The organism is Myroides indicus (genome assembly GCF_004364575.1).
Taxonomy (GTDB): Bacteria; Bacteroidota; Bacteroidia; order Flavobacteriales; family Flavobacteriaceae; genus Flavobacterium; species Flavobacterium indicum_A.
Map to the genome: position 1 here is coordinate 1 of NZ_SOAG01000003.1, position 16,371 is coordinate 16,371.

At 33.3% G+C, this 16,371-nt stretch carries 13 protein-coding genes; 6 read left to right on the top strand and 7 right to left on the bottom strand.

The features are described from left to right. Positions 1–78: 78 nt before the first annotated feature. Genes C8P70_RS01525 through uvrA form a run of 3 tightly spaced genes read right to left on the bottom strand, consistent with a single transcriptional unit; the run spans position 79 to position 4,135 of the window. Positions 79–570 carry a hypothetical protein gene (locus C8P70_RS01525; protein ID WP_133711593.1) on the bottom strand — a complete coding sequence of 164 codons (492 nt, stop codon included), beginning with the start codon at positions 568–570 and terminating at the stop codon, positions 79–81. Then, positions 571–1,293, bottom strand: coding sequence for an LOG family protein (locus tag C8P70_RS01530; protein WP_166666158.1), 723 nt, complete (start codon positions 1,291–1,293; stop codon positions 571–573). A 7-nt stretch (positions 1,294–1,300) separates the two neighbouring features. Beyond that, positions 1,301–4,135: an excinuclease ABC subunit UvrA gene (gene uvrA, locus C8P70_RS01535; RefSeq protein ID WP_133711595.1), complete on the bottom strand. Its 2,835-nt coding sequence runs from the start codon at positions 4,133–4,135 to the stop codon at positions 1,301–1,303. A 269-nt stretch (positions 4,136–4,404) separates the two neighbouring features. Here uvrA and C8P70_RS01540 point away from each other — a divergent pair, with 269 nt between their 5' ends. Next, on the top strand, positions 4,405–6,012 hold the full coding sequence (locus tag C8P70_RS01540; protein ID WP_133711596.1) for a CTP synthase: 1,608 nt from the start codon (positions 4,405–4,407) through the stop codon (positions 6,010–6,012). A 57-nt stretch (positions 6,013–6,069) separates the two neighbouring features. Next, positions 6,070–7,971, top strand: coding sequence for a membrane protein insertase YidC (yidC, locus tag C8P70_RS01545; RefSeq protein WP_133711597.1), 1,902 nt, complete (start codon positions 6,070–6,072; stop codon positions 7,969–7,971). 128 nt (positions 7,972–8,099) lie between these two features. Here the strand turns inward: yidC and C8P70_RS01550 are convergent, their stop codons facing one another. Next, on the bottom strand, positions 8,100–8,483 hold the full coding sequence (locus C8P70_RS01550) for a hypothetical protein (RefSeq protein ID WP_133711598.1): 384 nt from the start codon (positions 8,481–8,483) through the stop codon (positions 8,100–8,102). 171 nt (positions 8,484–8,654) lie between these two features. Here C8P70_RS01550 and mnmA point away from each other — a divergent pair, with 171 nt between their 5' ends. Further along, on the top strand, positions 8,655–9,866 hold the full coding sequence (mnmA, locus tag C8P70_RS01555; RefSeq protein ID WP_133711599.1) for a tRNA 2-thiouridine(34) synthase MnmA: 1,212 nt from the start codon (positions 8,655–8,657) through the stop codon (positions 9,864–9,866). A gap of 54 nt (positions 9,867–9,920) precedes the next feature. Here the strand turns inward: mnmA and fabF are convergent, their stop codons facing one another. Both fabF and C8P70_RS01565 read right to left on the bottom strand, forming a co-directional pair. Beyond that, a complete protein-coding gene (gene fabF / locus C8P70_RS01560; protein ID WP_133711600.1) occupies positions 9,921–11,165 on the bottom strand; it encodes a beta-ketoacyl-ACP synthase II in 1,245 nt (414 codons plus the stop codon). A 5-nt stretch (positions 11,166–11,170) separates the two neighbouring features. After that, positions 11,171–11,722, bottom strand: a complete 552-nt coding sequence (locus tag C8P70_RS01565) for a TetR/AcrR family transcriptional regulator (protein ID WP_133711601.1) — start codon at positions 11,720–11,722, stop codon at positions 11,171–11,173. A gap of 133 nt (positions 11,723–11,855) precedes the next feature. On the opposite strand from C8P70_RS01565, the gene C8P70_RS01570 reads away from it, so the two are divergent. The 3 genes from C8P70_RS01570 to acs all read left to right on the top strand — a co-directional run bounded on the left by C8P70_RS01570 (position 11,856) and on the right by acs (position 15,267). Then, positions 11,856–12,248, top strand: a complete 393-nt coding sequence (locus C8P70_RS01570) for a hypothetical protein (protein ID WP_133711602.1) — start codon at positions 11,856–11,858, stop codon at positions 12,246–12,248. Between the two features lie 44 nt (positions 12,249–12,292). After that, positions 12,293–13,231, top strand: a complete 939-nt coding sequence (locus tag C8P70_RS01575) for an NAD(P)H-dependent flavin oxidoreductase (RefSeq protein WP_133711603.1) — start codon at positions 12,293–12,295, stop codon at positions 13,229–13,231. Positions 13,232–13,359: 128 nt separating this feature from the next. Beyond that, positions 13,360–15,267 carry an acetate--CoA ligase gene (gene acs / locus C8P70_RS01580; protein WP_133711604.1) on the top strand — a complete coding sequence of 636 codons (1,908 nt, stop codon included), beginning with the start codon at positions 13,360–13,362 and terminating at the stop codon, positions 15,265–15,267. A 50-nt stretch (positions 15,268–15,317) separates the two neighbouring features. Here the strand turns inward: acs and C8P70_RS01585 are convergent, their stop codons facing one another. Next, positions 15,318–16,022, bottom strand: coding sequence for an EamA/RhaT family transporter (locus C8P70_RS01585; protein WP_243832638.1), 705 nt, complete (start codon positions 16,020–16,022; stop codon positions 15,318–15,320). Positions 16,023–16,371: the final 349 nt, after the last annotated feature.

Below are 16,371 nucleotides of genomic sequence, written 5' to 3' on the forward strand. Positions count from 1 at the left end.
AATAGTAACTCTTACTATTATTCAAACAATAAACGGAAGTGCTAATAGAAATATAAACAACTTAAAAATTAATATTACCTAAATGCACCACGGGTTAATATTATCAATATCTATAAAGATTGCCTTATTTTTATAAGTGAGCGGAATACTGGTGTAATTTTTTAAATCAGGCATTTCATCATAAATTACAAATAGATTATTGTCATAATCTATTTTAAAGATTTGATCCTTAAAAATACTTGTTCCAATTTTACCGTCAGATTGTTGTCCGCTTAGCTCACCATCAAAAAACCGAATGTTTTTCCATATCAAATTTCCGATTTGTAGTTTATTATCCTCACTGATTCCATTTTTATCAAACAGAATATTTTCTGCTCGATTAATTCGGTTAGGAGAAATAGAAGCGTCTTCCATAGCAATCTGAAACATCAGATTTAAGCTGTCTTTTTCGTTAACCAGAGTTTTTACAATAATATTGTTGTGTTCCGTCAGGTGAAATGGGATAACGGTTTGTGCTTTAGAACATACAAAAAATAAAATCGCAAAAAGAAGACAGATATTTTGTTTCATTTAAAAGTTAGGTGAAAGATTATATTTTTTATAAAAAGTATCAATAATTTCTACCACTTCATCTGCGGTATCTACGATTTTAATTAAATTCAGGTCTTTAGGAGAAATATTGTGATATTTTTCCAATAACACGGTTTTAATCCAATCAAATAATCCCGACCAAAAATCAGTACCTACTAAAACAATAGGGAATTTAACTATTTTATGAGTCTGTATAAGTGTAATTGCTTCAAAAAGTTCATCTAAAGTACCAAATCCTCCCGGCAATACTACAAATCCCTGAGAATACTTTACAAACATTACTTTGCGAACAAAAAAGTAGTCAAATTGCAAATTTTTGTCATTATCAATATAAGGGTTAAAGTGTTGCTCAAAAGGAAGTTCTATATTCAGTCCTACCGAAACTCCTTCACCTAAATGAGCTCCTTTATTTCCTGCCTCCATAATACCGGGACCTCCGCCTGTAATAATTCCATATCCGGATTTGCTGATTTTAAAAGCAATTTCTTCGGCAAGCTTGTAATACGGATTGTCTTGTTTTATGCGCGCTGAACCAAAAATAGAAACACAGGGACCAATTCGTCCCATTTTTTCATAACCATTTACAAATTCGGACATGATTTTAAAAATCGCCCAGGAATCATTAGACTTTATTTCATTCCATGATTTCTGTTTGAATTTCTCCTGAATTAGTGCATCTTCATTCTCAAATGTATCTTTCATAGTCAATTTATTTTTTTAATTCTGCTTTTAAAAACTGAGCAGTATAACTTTTTTTATTTTTTATAATTTCTTCCGGTGTGCCGGTAGCTACAATTTTGCCTCCTTTACTTCCTCCTTCATAGCCTACATCAATAATATAGTCAGCCAGTTTGATAACGTCCAAATTGTGTTCTATTATCAAAACAGTATTTCCTTTGTCAACTAATTTATCAATAACTTCCATCAATACTCTGATATCCTCAAAGTGCAGACCAGTTGTAGGTTCATCCAAGATATAAAAAGTATTTCCGGTGTCTTTTTTAGATAATTCAGTGGCTAATTTTATTCGTTGAGCTTCCCCTCCGGAAAGCGTTGTGCTTTGCTGCCCTAATGTAATATAGCCTAAGCCCACTTCTTCGATAGTTTTTAATTTTCGGTATATTTTGGGTATATTTTCAAAGAAAGTTGTGGCTTCAGCAACCGTCATTTCCAAAACGTCCGAAATTGATCTTCCTTTATATCTGATTTCCAAAGTTTCCCTGTTAAACCGCTTGCCCTGACAAGTTTCACACTCTACATATACATCGGGTAAAAAACCCATTTCTATGGTTCGTACTCCCGAACCTTCACAGGTATCGCACCTTCCACCAGAAACATTAAAACTAAACCTACCTGGCTTATATCCTCTTATAGCGGCTTCGGGAGTCTGGGAAAACAAATTGCGTATGTCTGAAAAAACTTCCGTATAAGTTGCAGGATTGGACCGAGGCGTTCTTCCGATAGGACTTTGGTCAATGCAAATTACTTTATCAATGTGCTCTAATCCTTTAATCTTTTTATAGGGTTTAGGTTTTGCAACAGCTCTGTAAAAATGAGTGTTTAGAATAGGGTAGAGCGTTCCGTTTATCAACGTTGATTTGCCTGAACCCGAAACACCAGTAACACAGGTCATTGTCCCTAAAGGAATTTCAATAGAAACATTTTTAAGATTATTTCCGGTTGCACCCTCTAATTTTAAAGTATTTCCATTTCCCTGTCTTCTCGTTTCAGGAACTTTTATTTCTAATTCACCATTTAAGTACTGAGCAGTAAGTGTATGCTCTTTCAACAGTTCTTTCGGCGTGCCTTCACTGATTATTTTTCCTCCGTTTTTTCCGGCTTTGGGACCTATATCGATAACGTAATCTGCTTTTTCAATCATATCTTTGTCGTGTTCAACGACTAATACAGAATTGCCCAGATCACGCAATGACTCTAATGAAGCAATCAAACGCGCATTATCCCTTTGGTGCAACCCTATGCTCGGTTCGTCTAAAATATATAAGACTCCGACCAATTGAGAACCTATTTGCGTTGCCAGACGGATGCGCTGTGCTTCTCCTCCGGATAGTGTTCTTGAGCTTCTGTTAAGAGATAAATAGGTAAGTCCGACATCTTTTAAAAAGGAAAGTCTTGTATTGATTTCTTTGAGAATTTCACCTGCTATGGCAAGTTGTTTTTCAGAAAGCTGTTCAGGCAGATTTTTAAACCACTCAATCAGATTTTCAATATCCATCTGGATGAGTTCTCCAATATTTTTATCTCCTATTTTAAAATACAGAGTTTCTTTTCTAAGTCGGGTACCTTCACAAGCAGGACATTCTATTTCATCCATAAACTCTTTTGCCCATCGTTTGATAGAACTGCTTTCGCTTTCCTCATATTGGTTTTTGATAAAATTGGAAATCCCTTCAAAATCAATTTTATAATTCTTGGTAATTCCTGCTATCGTATGTTTAACTGAAAAACTTTCCTGTCCGCCGTTTAAAATAATATTTAGAGCTTCTTCCGGAATATTTTCAATAGGATCATTTAGCGTAAAATTGTATTTCTGTCCAATCGTTTCTAACTGCTTAAACATCCACGATTTCTTTTCTGTCCCCAAAGGAGCCAAACCTCCTTTTTTGATGGATAGTTTTTTGTCGGGAATAATTTTACTCAGATTTACTTCATTAACAACACCCAATCCGTTACAATGCTCGCAAGCTCCTTTCGGCGAATTAAAAGAAAAGTTGTTAGGCTCTGGCTTAGGGTACGAAATTCCTGTTGTAGGGCACATCAAATGACGGCTAAAAAAACGAGGATTTTCACTATCTTGTTCCAAAACCATGATAATGTCATCTCCGTGATGCATGGCCGTTTTAATACTTTCTGCCAAACGCTGTTTTGTTTGCTCACTTTCATCGATAGCAATACGGTCTATTACAATCTCAATATCGTGCGTTTTATACCGATCCACTTTCATGCCCGATTCAATATCTTTTATGATTCCATCAATTCGGATCTTTACAAAACCTTGTTTAGCTATTTGTTCAAATAACTCTCTGTAATGGCCCTTTCTTGAACGAATTACCGGAGATAATAAATTGATTTTTTTACCTTTAAAATCCTGAACAATTAAATCTAAAATTTGTTCGTCAGAATAACTGACCATTTTTTCGCCGGTGTTATAACTGTAGGCTTCTCCGGCACGAGCATATAATAAACGAAGGAAATCGTATATTTCAGTAACTGTACCTACCGTTGAACGTGGACTTTTATTAGTTGTTTTTTGTTCTATAGCAATAACAGGAGATAATCCATCTATTTTATCTACATCCGGTCTTTCTAATCCGCCCAAAAACTGGCGGGCATAAGCAGAAAAAGTTTCAATATAGCGCCTTTGTCCTTCCGCATAAATGGTATCAAATGCCAAAGAAGATTTCCCTGACCCGGATAAACCAGTAATCACAACCAATTTTTCTCTCGGAATAACAACATCAATATTCTTTAAATTATGGACTCTTGCTCCTAAAACCTCTATTTTTTCTTGAGTATCTAACATATTTTTGCAAAAATACAAAGATACGGAATAATACTTTTTTAAAATAAGGTTTTGGAAAGCATCATTCTAAACATATTCACAATTTTTATACTTTGATTATATGGACCGGTTTATATAATTGCAGGTGATTTAATTGAACCACAAATTCAAAACCGGCTTGATTGTTAACAAAAACTTAATCTTTTTTCACTAAATTAAAATTAGAACAATCGCTTGAAAAGTTGTATTTTTGCCGAGTTTTAGTTTTAACAACACAACAAATACAACTGATGAAACAGACTAAATATATTTTTGTTACCGGGGGAGTTACTTCGTCTTTAGGCAAAGGAATTATTGCTGCATCTTTAGCAAAACTCTTGCAGGCAAGGGGTTACTCTGCTACGATACAAAAATTTGATCCTTATATTAACGTGGATCCGGGAACGCTTAATCCTTACGAGCATGGAGAGTGCTTCGTGACTAATGACGGAGCTGAAACGGATTTAGATTTAGGTCACTATGAACGTTTTTTAAATGTTCCTACTTCTCAGGCAAATAACGTAACTACCGGAAGAGTATATCTATCTGTTATTGAGAAGGAAAGAAGAGGAGAGTTTTTAGGTAAAACAGTTCAGGTTGTTCCTCACATTACCAATGAGATTAAAGAGCGCATGCAGCTTTTAGGAAAGTCTGGAGAGTTTGATATTGTCATTACTGAAATCGGAGGAACTGTAGGTGATATAGAATCATTGCCCTATATAGAATCAGTGCGTCAATTATTGTGGGAACTGGGTGATAATAACGCTATTGTTGTGCATTTGACATTGGTTCCTTATTTGGCAGCGGCAGGAGAATTAAAAACCAAACCAACGCAACACTCTGTAAAAACCTTAATGGAGAGTGGAATTAAGGCTGATATTCTGGTTTGCCGTACAGAACACAATTTATCTACCGAAATACGTCAAAAACTGGCACAATTTTGCAACGTAAAACCAGAAGCTGTTATCCAGTCGATTGATGCAGATACCATTTATGAAGTTCCTAATCTGATGTTGGAAGAAGGATTAGATAAAGTTGCGCTGAAAAAATTAGATTTACCTGAAAAAACATCACCCGATTTAGTAAAATGGAATGAGTTTTTACATCGTTTAAAAAATCCAAAACACGTCGTTAATATCGGTTTGGTGGGTAAATATGTAGAATTGCAGGATTCTTATAAATCTATTTTAGAAGCCTTAGTACACGGAGGAACAGTAAATGAAAGTAAGGTAAATATAATTTCTATTCAGTCCGATTTTATAACAGCATCTAATGCAGGTGAAAAACTTAAAAATTTAGATGGAATACTGGTTGCACCAGGATTTGGATCAAGAGGAATTGAAGGTAAAATAGAGACTGTAAAATATGCCCGAGAAAACAAAATACCATTTTTAGGAATTTGTTTAGGAATGCAAATGGCAGTAATTGAATATGCGCGAAATGTGCTTGGTTTTTCTTCTGCTAATACAACCGAAGTTAACGAAAGTACACAATACCCTGTAATTACTTTTATGGAAGAACAAAAAGAGATTACAGAAAAAGGAGGTACCATGCGATTGGGTGGTTGGGACTGCAAATTAAAAGAAGGTTCTAAAGCCTTTGAAATATATGGTGAAAGTTTAATTAATGAACGTCATCGTCACAGATATGAGTTTAACAACGAATATTTAGAAGATTTTGAAAAATCCGGATTGTCTGCATCAGGCTGGAACCCGGATACAGGATTAATTGAAATTGTAGAGCTGAACAATCATCCTTTCTTTTTGGGTGTACAATTTCATCCGGAATATAAAAGTACAGTGGCTGCACCGCATCCGCTTTTTGTAAACTTTATAAAAGCAGCTATCAAAAACAAGTAAATTGTTTTTGATTGAAAACAACTTCAAAATTTTATTTGAATAATTACAAAAGAAGTAATGGAACAAAAAAAACTAGATCGAAACAGTATTATTGGCTTTATCATTATAGCTGGATTGCTAATCTGGATGATGTTTAACAACATCAACAAAGAGCAGGAGACTATTAACGAGAACAAAGAAGCTGTACAAACAGAACAGATAAAACAAGCGCAAACAGATACGATTGAGAACGCAATAAGCAGTCACTTTGAAAGCGATTCTTTAAAAAATGAAGCATTGCTTTCTACGTTAGGTAATTTTGCATATAGCGGAATGCTACCGTCAGCAGAAGGTGGAAGTACACAGCTAAAAAGTAATTTGCTTACTTTAACGATCGATAACAAGGGAGGAATGCTCTCTAATGTTATTGTTAATGATTTTACTCGTTTCAGTAAAAAATCAGGAGAAATTGTAGAATTGATAAAAGATAAAAATGCTGATTTTAATCTTGAAATTCATACAACAGATAACCGTACTTTAAATACAAAAGATTTATATTTTGAACCTGAACTCACGAAAGAAGGTAAAAATCAGGTTTTATCAATGCGTTTAAAAGCTTCTGAAAATCAATTTTTAGAATATCGTTATGTTTTAAAACCAGACAGCTATATGCTGGATTTTTCAATCCGCACGCAGGGATTAAATAAAATAGTAGATATTTCTAAAAATCCAGAATTGGATTGGAATTTAAAATCTTATAGAAACGAAAAAAGCATTTCGTACGAAAACCGCTATACACGCTTGTACTATGAGCATGAAAAAGGAAAAGATAACGACTTAAGTCCTACGAGTAAAGAGGATAACAAAACGATTAAAGATGTTACCTATATTGCCTATAAACAACATTTTTTCACTTCCATTTTGTTGACAGAAAAACCTTTTTCATCTGCAAGTATTACGTCTAAAAATCTTGTAAATGACGAAAAAGTAGATACTGTATTTACCAAGCAATTCAACAGTGTAGTTCCTTTAGCTTATTCTAATGGCGAATTAAACTATGATATGAACTGGTATTTTGGTCCTTCTGACTATAAAATACTAAAGTCTTTTGAAAGAAACCTGGACAATGTAGTTCCTTTGGGATGGGGAATTTTTGGCTGGATTAACCGTTATTTATTTATCCCTGTTTTTGGTGTTTTAAGTTCATTTTTACCTTATGGAATTGCTATTGTAGTTTTGACTATTTTAGTAAGATTGCTTATTTCTCCGTTAACTTACAAATCATATCTCTCTCAGGCTAAAATGAAAGCTATTCGACCTGAAGTAACTGAAATAAACGAGAAATACAAAAACGATCCGATGAAAAAGCAGCAGGAAACGATGAATTTGTATTCTAAAGCAGGAGTAAATCCAATGGCAGGCTGTATTCCGGCATTAATGCAGATTCCAATTTTCTACGCATTATTTCAATTTTTCCCGTCAGCATTTGATTTGCGCCAAAAAAGCTTCCTGTGGGCAGACGATTTGTCATCCTACGATTCAATTGCACAGCTGCCGTTCAGTATTCCGTTTTACGGCAATCACGTAAGTTTATTTCCGTTATTGGCTTCAGTTGCTATTTTTATTTATATGAAAATGACTACCGGAGATCAGCAAATGGCTCAACCGCAACAGGAGGGGATGCCTGATATGGGGAAATTAATGAAAGTTATGATTTACATTTCTCCTATAATGATGTTGTTCTTTTTTAATAACTATGCATCCGGATTGAGTTTATATTACTTTATCTCCAACTTAATTACTATCGGAATCATGTATGTTATTAAAAATCACATTGTAAAAGATCATAAAATAAAAGCCATCATCGAAGAAAATAAAACGAAACAAAGACCAAAAGGGAAGTTTCAACGTAAGATGCAGGAAATGATGGAACAGGCTCAACAACAGCAAAAGCTAAAAGAACAACAAAAGAAAAAATAATCTATATAAAAAAGCAGTTCAACTTGAACTGCTTTTTTGTTTTTATATATTTTTAAACTAAAAACAACAATAATAGAAGTATGAGGAGGATATTTATCCAATTAATACCTCTAAGTTTATTGATATTATTATTTGTATAATGTTTTTTTATCATGCTTTAAATCTCTAATTCCAAATAAAGCAAGAATAACTCCCATCAATAAAAATATATATGTAGAAAAAGACACCTCTGTTAAAGAACATTCAAATACATCATACCCAAAACGCATTATAAAATATAAACCTACAATTAAATCAATAACAGCCATTATTCTTCTCGTTTTTATGTTTTTACGACTTAAAAAAGCTAAATAACCAATGATGAAAGTCGCTATAAATATAATTTTCAGGAAAGGTATTTCTTCATTAAGTTCTTTTACTTTACTTTCGTTTAAAGTAATAATGATTAAAGCTGCAATTATTAAACCTGCTATAAAATAAATAATCGTCTTTTTTTTATTCTGTCTATTCATATTTGAAAAATTAGTCAAAATGTAATAACACACTCCCTAAATATAATAAAATTACTATAGGTTGGCAAAAACACACAATTTAATTTTATTAAACCTTTGCCAACATTATCTCAATCAAAATTATAAAGTTGTATTTTTGCCATTTATTTTCATTACAAGGAAAGGTATATTATGAAAAGAGTAGTGGTAGGGCTTTCTGGAGGAGTAGATTCCAGTGTAGCAGCATACTTATTAAAAGAACAAGGATATGAGGTTATTGGGCTGTTTATGAAAAACTGGCATGATGATTCGGTAACCATATCCAACGAATGTCCTTGGTTGGAGGACAGCAATGATGCTTTAATGGTTGCCGAAAAACTGGAGATTCCTTTTCAAACCGTAGATTTAAGCGAGCAGTACAAAGAGCGTATTGTTGATTACATGTTTAACGAGTACGAGCAGGGACGTACTCCTAATCCGGATGTTTTGTGCAACCGCGAAATCAAGTTTGATGTTTTTATGAAAATAGCAATGGAGCTTGGTGCTGATTATGTTGCCACAGGACATTATTGTCAAAAAGGAGAAGAAACAGTAACGGATAAAAACGGAAGTCAAAAAACAGTTTACAGACTTTTAGCCGGGGCTGATTCCAATAAAGACCAATCGTATTTTTTGTGTCAATTGTCGCAACAACAATTAGCAAAAGCACTATTTCCAATTGGTAATTTACAAAAATCGCAAGTACGTGAAATTGCAACTAAAATGAATTTAATTACAGCGGATAAAAAAGATTCGCAAGGACTTTGTTTTATTGGAAAAGTCCGCTTGCCTGAATTTTTACAACAGCAATTAAAGCCCAAAGATGGTTTTATTTATGAAATTCCTGCCGATGCACCTGTTTTTAACACTAAAGCAATATCTGAAAATACAGCGATAGAAGAACAGTTAAAAGCGGAAGCGAAAGCTTTTGTTTACACTCCTGAAATGGGGAAAAAAGTTGCCAATCATTACGGGGCACATTTTTTTACAATTGGACAAAGGAAAGGATTAAATGTAGGAGGAACAGCTGAACCACTGTTTGTTATAGCGACAGATGTAAAGGAAAACATTATATACACCGGACAGGGAAATCAACATCCGGGACTTTTTCACAAGGCTTTATTTGTAAAAGGAAATGAAATCCATTGGATTCGTGAAGATTTAGCTTTAAAAGACGGGGAAACTATGAATATATCCGCCCGAATAAGATACCGTCAACCTTTGCAAAAAGCTGTTTTACACAAAGTCAAAGACGGAATGTTTGTCCGATTTGACGAACCTCAATCGGCAATTACAGAAGGACAGTTTGTATCTTGGCACATTGGTGAAGAATTAATCGGTTCGGGAGTAATCTCAAAGTTATAATAAGAAAAAAGATAAACGGCACTTTAATTGAGGTGCCATTTATCTTTTTAAAGCTTATTCTTCATACTTTTTAAATATTGTTGTGGCAATATGTCCGCCAAAACCAAAAGTATTACTCATGGCATAATTAACTGTTTTATTTTGCTTTTTATCTAATGTAAAGTCAAACATATTTTTGTATTCCGGTTCAATTTCCCTGCTGTTTATGGTCGGCGGAACAATATCTTCTTTAACAGCTTTAATACACGCTATGGCTTCAATGGCACCGGCAGCTCCTAATAAATGTCCGGTCATTGATTTTGTAGCACTGATATTAAGTTTATTTTTTGTCCCAAATACCCGTTCTATGGCTTTTAATTCACTAAGATCGCCTTGCGGAGTAGAAGTAGCATGAACATTAATATAATCTATATCTTTTGGCTGAATATTTGCATCTTCCAAAGCTGCATGCATTCCTAGATAGGCGCCTTCTCCGTCAGGATGTGTACCTGTTAAATGATAAGCATCAGCTGCCATCCCTCCACCTATAATTTCTGCTAAAATAGTAGCTCCTCTTTTTTTGGCTTGTTCCAGTTCTTCTAAAATGATAGCACCCGCACCTTCGCCAATGACAAAACCATCTCTGTTAACGTCAAAAGGCATTGATGCCGTTTGCGCATTATCATTATTTGTCGATAAAGCTCTGGAGGCATTAAAACCTCCTACAGAACTTTCGGTAATAGCGGCTTCAGAACCTCCAGTTATTATCATATCGGCTTTATTCCACTTTATATAGTTATAGGCATCAATAATAGCAGTATTGGAAGTTGCACAAGCAGATACAGTAGTAAAATTAATACCTCTTAATTCGTATTTAATCGAAATAACTCCCGATGCTATATCCACAATCATTTTTGGAATAAAAAAAGGATTAAATCGGGGAGTTCTGTTTCCTAAAACAAATTCAGTTATTTGTTGTTGAAAAGTTTCGATCCCTCCGTTTCCTGATCCCCATATTACGCCAATGCGATTTCTGTTCAGTTCATCAAAGTTTATATTGCCTTCTTTTATAGCTTCTTCAACCGCTATCAATGCATATTGAGTATATAAATCATATCTACGGGCTTCTGCTTTGTTAATAAAATCTAAAGGGTTAAAGTTTTTGAGTTCACAAGCAAACTTTGTTTTAAATTTTGTGGTATCAAATCGGGTAATAGGAGCTGCACCGCTTTTACCTCCAATTAATGAATGCCAAAAATCATTTGCATTATTCCCAATAGGGGTTAAAGCCCCGATTCCTGTTACAACTACTCTTCTCATACTTTTTATTTTATTAAGTCATTAATAATGGCTTCTTTAATTTTATGGAAATCATAATTATCCGTTACTCTTGACAACTGTTCTGCTCCCAAAATGTTTGTAATAATAATTAGAGCTTTTTTTCTGTCTTCCATATCATAATGGAAAAAACCTTGTTGTCTTCCTTCCTTTAAAGTGTCAGTAAGCCAGTTTAATGTGTTATTGGTTAATATTTTTAATTCTGTTTGTACTTCGGCGGTAAATGTGAAATAATCATTGGAGAGAGATCCTAAAATACTAATCCTGCCTTCAGATTTTGTAATAGAGTAAACAGACAAAAATTTTATAATTTTTTGAACAGAATCCTTCTCTGATACTTTTTCCTTAAATTTTTCCAATAATATAAGGTGTTTTTGTATGATAGCAATTACCAAAGCTGTTTTGGTAGGAAAATAATAGTGTATAGAAGCGTTTTTTATATTTAATTCTTTGGATATATCACTGAAACTAAAAGCATTATATCCTCGCTTTCTAATTAGATTATCGCCTAATAAAATTATTTTATCTCTTGTATTCATAATACAAATATACCTACTAATAGGTAGGTAAACAAATTTTTTCAAAAAATATTTTAATACAAGTCATCCAAAAAGGTATTCTCCACAAAAATAGAAGTGTTATTAGTTTGATTTGCCTATTTTTGTTGTTAAGATGAAAAAAACGATTATTATATCTTTATTGTCAGTATGCGTTTCATGTGCCACTTATGAAATGTCACCTGTAAGTTTAAAAAATCAATTAGAAAACAGCTCTATGGTCGAAAAAAAGATTAGCTTAAATGCTTTGCCAATTTTTTTTAATTCTTCGTATAACGCATTACAACTCGATTCTTTAGAAGTATTTGATAAAAAAGGAAATAAAATTTATTTACATAATTCGCCTTCTATCGAAATTTGCGTTATCGATTTTAAAGGAGAAAAATTTACCATGTATTTTGACACCGTAGTTATTGAAAATGATACGTTAATTGGCAGCAGGTCACAATTTATGCCAAATATCAAACACAGAGTTCCATTCAATACTTTGTCTAAAATTTTTATCTAAGACGGCAAAAAAGGATTCAAAAATTCCAATTAAAAAAATAAAATATGAACAGAATCACACAATTATTCAATATAAAATACCCGGTTATTCAAGGAGGAATGATTTGGAACAGCGGCTACAAATTGGCAAGTGCAGTGAGCAATGCAGGCGGATTAGGATTAATCGGAGCCGGATCCATGTATCCCGAAGTTTTGAGAGAACACATCCAAAAGTGTAAAAAAACAACTGATAAACCATTCGGAGTAAACGTTCCCATGCTTTATCCCGATATTGAAGAGATTATGAATATTATTGTAGATGAAGGCGTAAAAATCGTATTCACTTCGGCGGGAAACCCAAAAACGTGGACAACTTGGCTAAAGGAAAAAGGAATTACAGTAGCACACGTAGTCAGTTCTTCTAAATTTGCCTTAAAAGCTCAAGAAGCGGGTGTGGATGCAATAGTTGCCGAGGGGTTCGAAGCAGGCGGGCACAACGGAAGAGAAGAAACTACCACATTGACTTTAATTCCAATGGTTAGAGATAAAATTTCAATTCCTTTAATTGCAGCAGGAGGAATTGCTACGGGACGAGGAATGCTGGCTGCTATGGTTTTAGGTGCAGACGGCGTACAAATGGGAACAAGATTTGCTGCTTCGGTAGAAAGTTCATCTCATCCCGAATTTAAGAACCTTTTGCTGAAAACAGAGGAAGGCGGTACAATGGTTAGCTTAAAAGAATTAGCTCCCGTTAGACTCATTAAAAACGATTTTTATCAACAACTGCAAGAGCTATATGCGACTTGCCCGACAACAGAAGAATTAAAGAATTTTTTGGGTAGGGGAAGAGCCAAAAAAGGAATGTTTGAAGGAGACTTAGTTAATGGCGAATTAGAAATAGGACAAATTGTAGGAGTTATTGATCAAATAGATACAGTAGAAAATATCATAACAAATATTATTGAGGAATTTGAAACTGCTAAAAAAAGTGATTATAGCTTTTAAATTTCGGATATTTTTTTTTAGAAATAAATTATTTTATAATCGGATATTCTAAAAATAATATTTGTTTTTTTATACAATTTTCATACATTTAGAAATTAAAAATTACTTACAAAAGACTTAAGCAGTTTATGAGTTATTACAAAATTGAAAATTTAGAGCAATATTTTAAACACTATAAAAAATCTGTAAGAGAACCCAGAAAATTTTGGGGAAAAATAGCGGAGGAAAACTTTGTTTGGTATCAAGCTTGGGATAAAGTTTTTGAATTTGATATGGAAGAAGCTCGATTTGAGTGGTTTACCAATGCCAAATTAAATATTGTGAAAAATTGTATAGATCGTCATCTGGCAAAAAGAGGAGAAAAAACAGCTATTATTTTTGAACCCAATAACCCTGAAGAAAAAGAGCAAAGAATAAGTTACAATGACTTATATGCCAGAGTATCAAAGATGGCAAATGTTTTAAAAGATCAGGGAATTAAAAAAGGGGATAGGGTGTGTATTTATTTGCCTATGATTCCCGAGTTAGCTATCTCTATGCTTGCCTGTGCCAGAATCGGAGCAATACACAGTGTAATATTTGCAGGTTTTTCTTCTTCCGCCATTTCTAAAAGAATTACCAATTCAGAATGTAAGTTTGTTATCACATCCGATGGCAGTTTCAGAGGTAATAAAAAAATTCCTTTAAAACCCATTATCGATGAAGCACTACTTGAATGTGAGTCTGTGGAGAAAGTTTTAGTTGTCAACCGTGCGGGAATTGATATCAAAATGATGGAAGGAAGAGATTTATGGCTGGAACCTCTTTTAGAACAAGCTTCTCCTAATCACGTTGCTCAGGTTATGGATTCTGAAGATCCGTTGTTTATTTTATATACATCCGGTTCTACGGGAGTGCCTAAAGGAATGGTTCATACAACAGCGGGATATATGGTTCAAACCGCCTATTCTTTTAAAAATGTTTTTGATTATAAAGAAAATGATATTTTTTGGTGTACCGCAGATTGTGGCTGGATTACAGGGCATTCGTATATCGTATATGGTCCGCTTTTAAATGGTGCAACTACTGTTCTTTTTGAAGGAGTTCCGTCTTATCCTAACCCAAGCAGATTTTGGGATATTATTGATAAATATAAAGTTACTCAATTTTATACGGCACCAACTGCTATACGCGCTTTAATGACAGAAGATTACAGTTATGTAAATTCTCATGACCTATCAAGTTTGAGAGTAATAGGATCTGTAGGTGAGCCTATTAATGAAGAAGCATGGCACTGGTATAATGATCATGTAGGAAAGAAAAAATGTCCAATCGTGGATACGTGGTGGCAAACAGAAACCGGAAGTATTTTAATTTCTCCTTTGCCTTTTATTACGCCAACTAAACCTACTTATGCCACTTTGCCATTACCTGGAATTCAAGCTGTATTAATGGACGATAAAAGAAACGAGATTGAAGAAAATCAAATAGACGGTTCATTGTGTATTAAGTTTCCATGGCCATCCATGGCGAGAACGATTTGGGGAGATCACAAAAGATATAAAGAAACCTATTTTTCCCAATTTCCTGGAAAATATTTTACAGGAGATGGTGCGTTGAGAGATGAAGTAGGCTACTACCGGATTACAGGACGAGCAGATGATGTTGTGATTGTTTCCGGGCATAATTTGGGAACAGCGCCTATTGAAGATGCCATTAATGAGCACCCTGCGGTTGCAGAAAGTGCGGTTGTAGGATATAAACACGATATTAAAGGTAATGCTTTATATGGTTATATTACCTTAAAGATGGAAGGGGAGTACAGGGATCGTGAAAATCTAAAGAAAGAAATCAATCAATATATCTCCAGCCACATTGGACCAATTGCTAAATTAGATAAAATACAGTTTGTTGAAGCATTGCCTAAAACCAGATCTGGTAAAATTATGCGTAGAATCTTGCGATCAATAGCTAATGGAGAGACTAAAGATTTTGGAGATATTTCCACTTTAATTAATCCGGAAGAAATTGAAAAAATTATTACTAAAACAATTTAAAACTATTATAATTTAAAAAAAGTTGAGTAAGTTTTCTTACTCGACTTTTTTTATAGCTGTGTATAAACAATTAATGACACAGCTATTACAGCCATGGCTAAACCAATTAGATTTTGTTTAGTTAACCTTTCTTTAAAGAAAAAATATCCCACAGCAGTTCCTAATAAAATTACTCCGAAATTCATTCCTGCGAATACAGTAGTAGGATTGTTCGCAAAAATCTGATGTGCTTTCATATAAAACAAAATATTTATAAAGTTTAGTATTCCTAACGGTAAACCAAAAAATACTGTATATTTTGAAATAGCAAAAGATGATTGTTTAAATAAAGTTAGCAATAAATTGATTAAAACAGAGACTATTAATGCACACAAAAACACATAAAACAAACTGCTTGTATATGGGATTGAAGAATATAAAGCCAATTTCTTAAAGAATATGTCAATAATACCAAACCCTATAAAAACGCTAATTGGAAAAAAAATGATAGCCTTTTTGTGTTCATTAAGAATGTTTTTTTTACGTTCTTTATTGAGAATAAAATATATAGATAATAATCCTATTAAAAGTGCGATATATCTTAGATTAGATATTTGTTCTTTAAATAAAAATATAGAGGCAAGAATAGGTATAAAAAGAGACATTCTTTGAGCAAGATCAGTTTTTATAATGCCTGAATATAAAATTGAATAATAAAGTGTTACAAAGATGAGCGGCAATAAAACAGATAAAGGAATAATAATTTCAACAGGCAAATCATTTGGGATATTCCATACAGATGGCTTAAAATAAAAATAAGATAATAAAACTGTAGCCATATAGTTTACAATTATCATTTGTTTAATATCTGTTTTAAAGCGTTTTGATATTTTAAGTAATATACCGACTGATACACTTCCTAAAATACTTAAAATGAGATATAGCATTGGGGTAAATTCTAAATTACTTTTGCAAAAGTATAAAAATAGAGAATATTAAATAATCTATTTTACATAATATATATTATAAGTAAAAAAACACGGTGCAAAATAATGAACTTTTTCAGCTAAAAATATTTATATACTCATTGAAAAGTTTACTTTTGTAGCAAATAAATTTTGTACC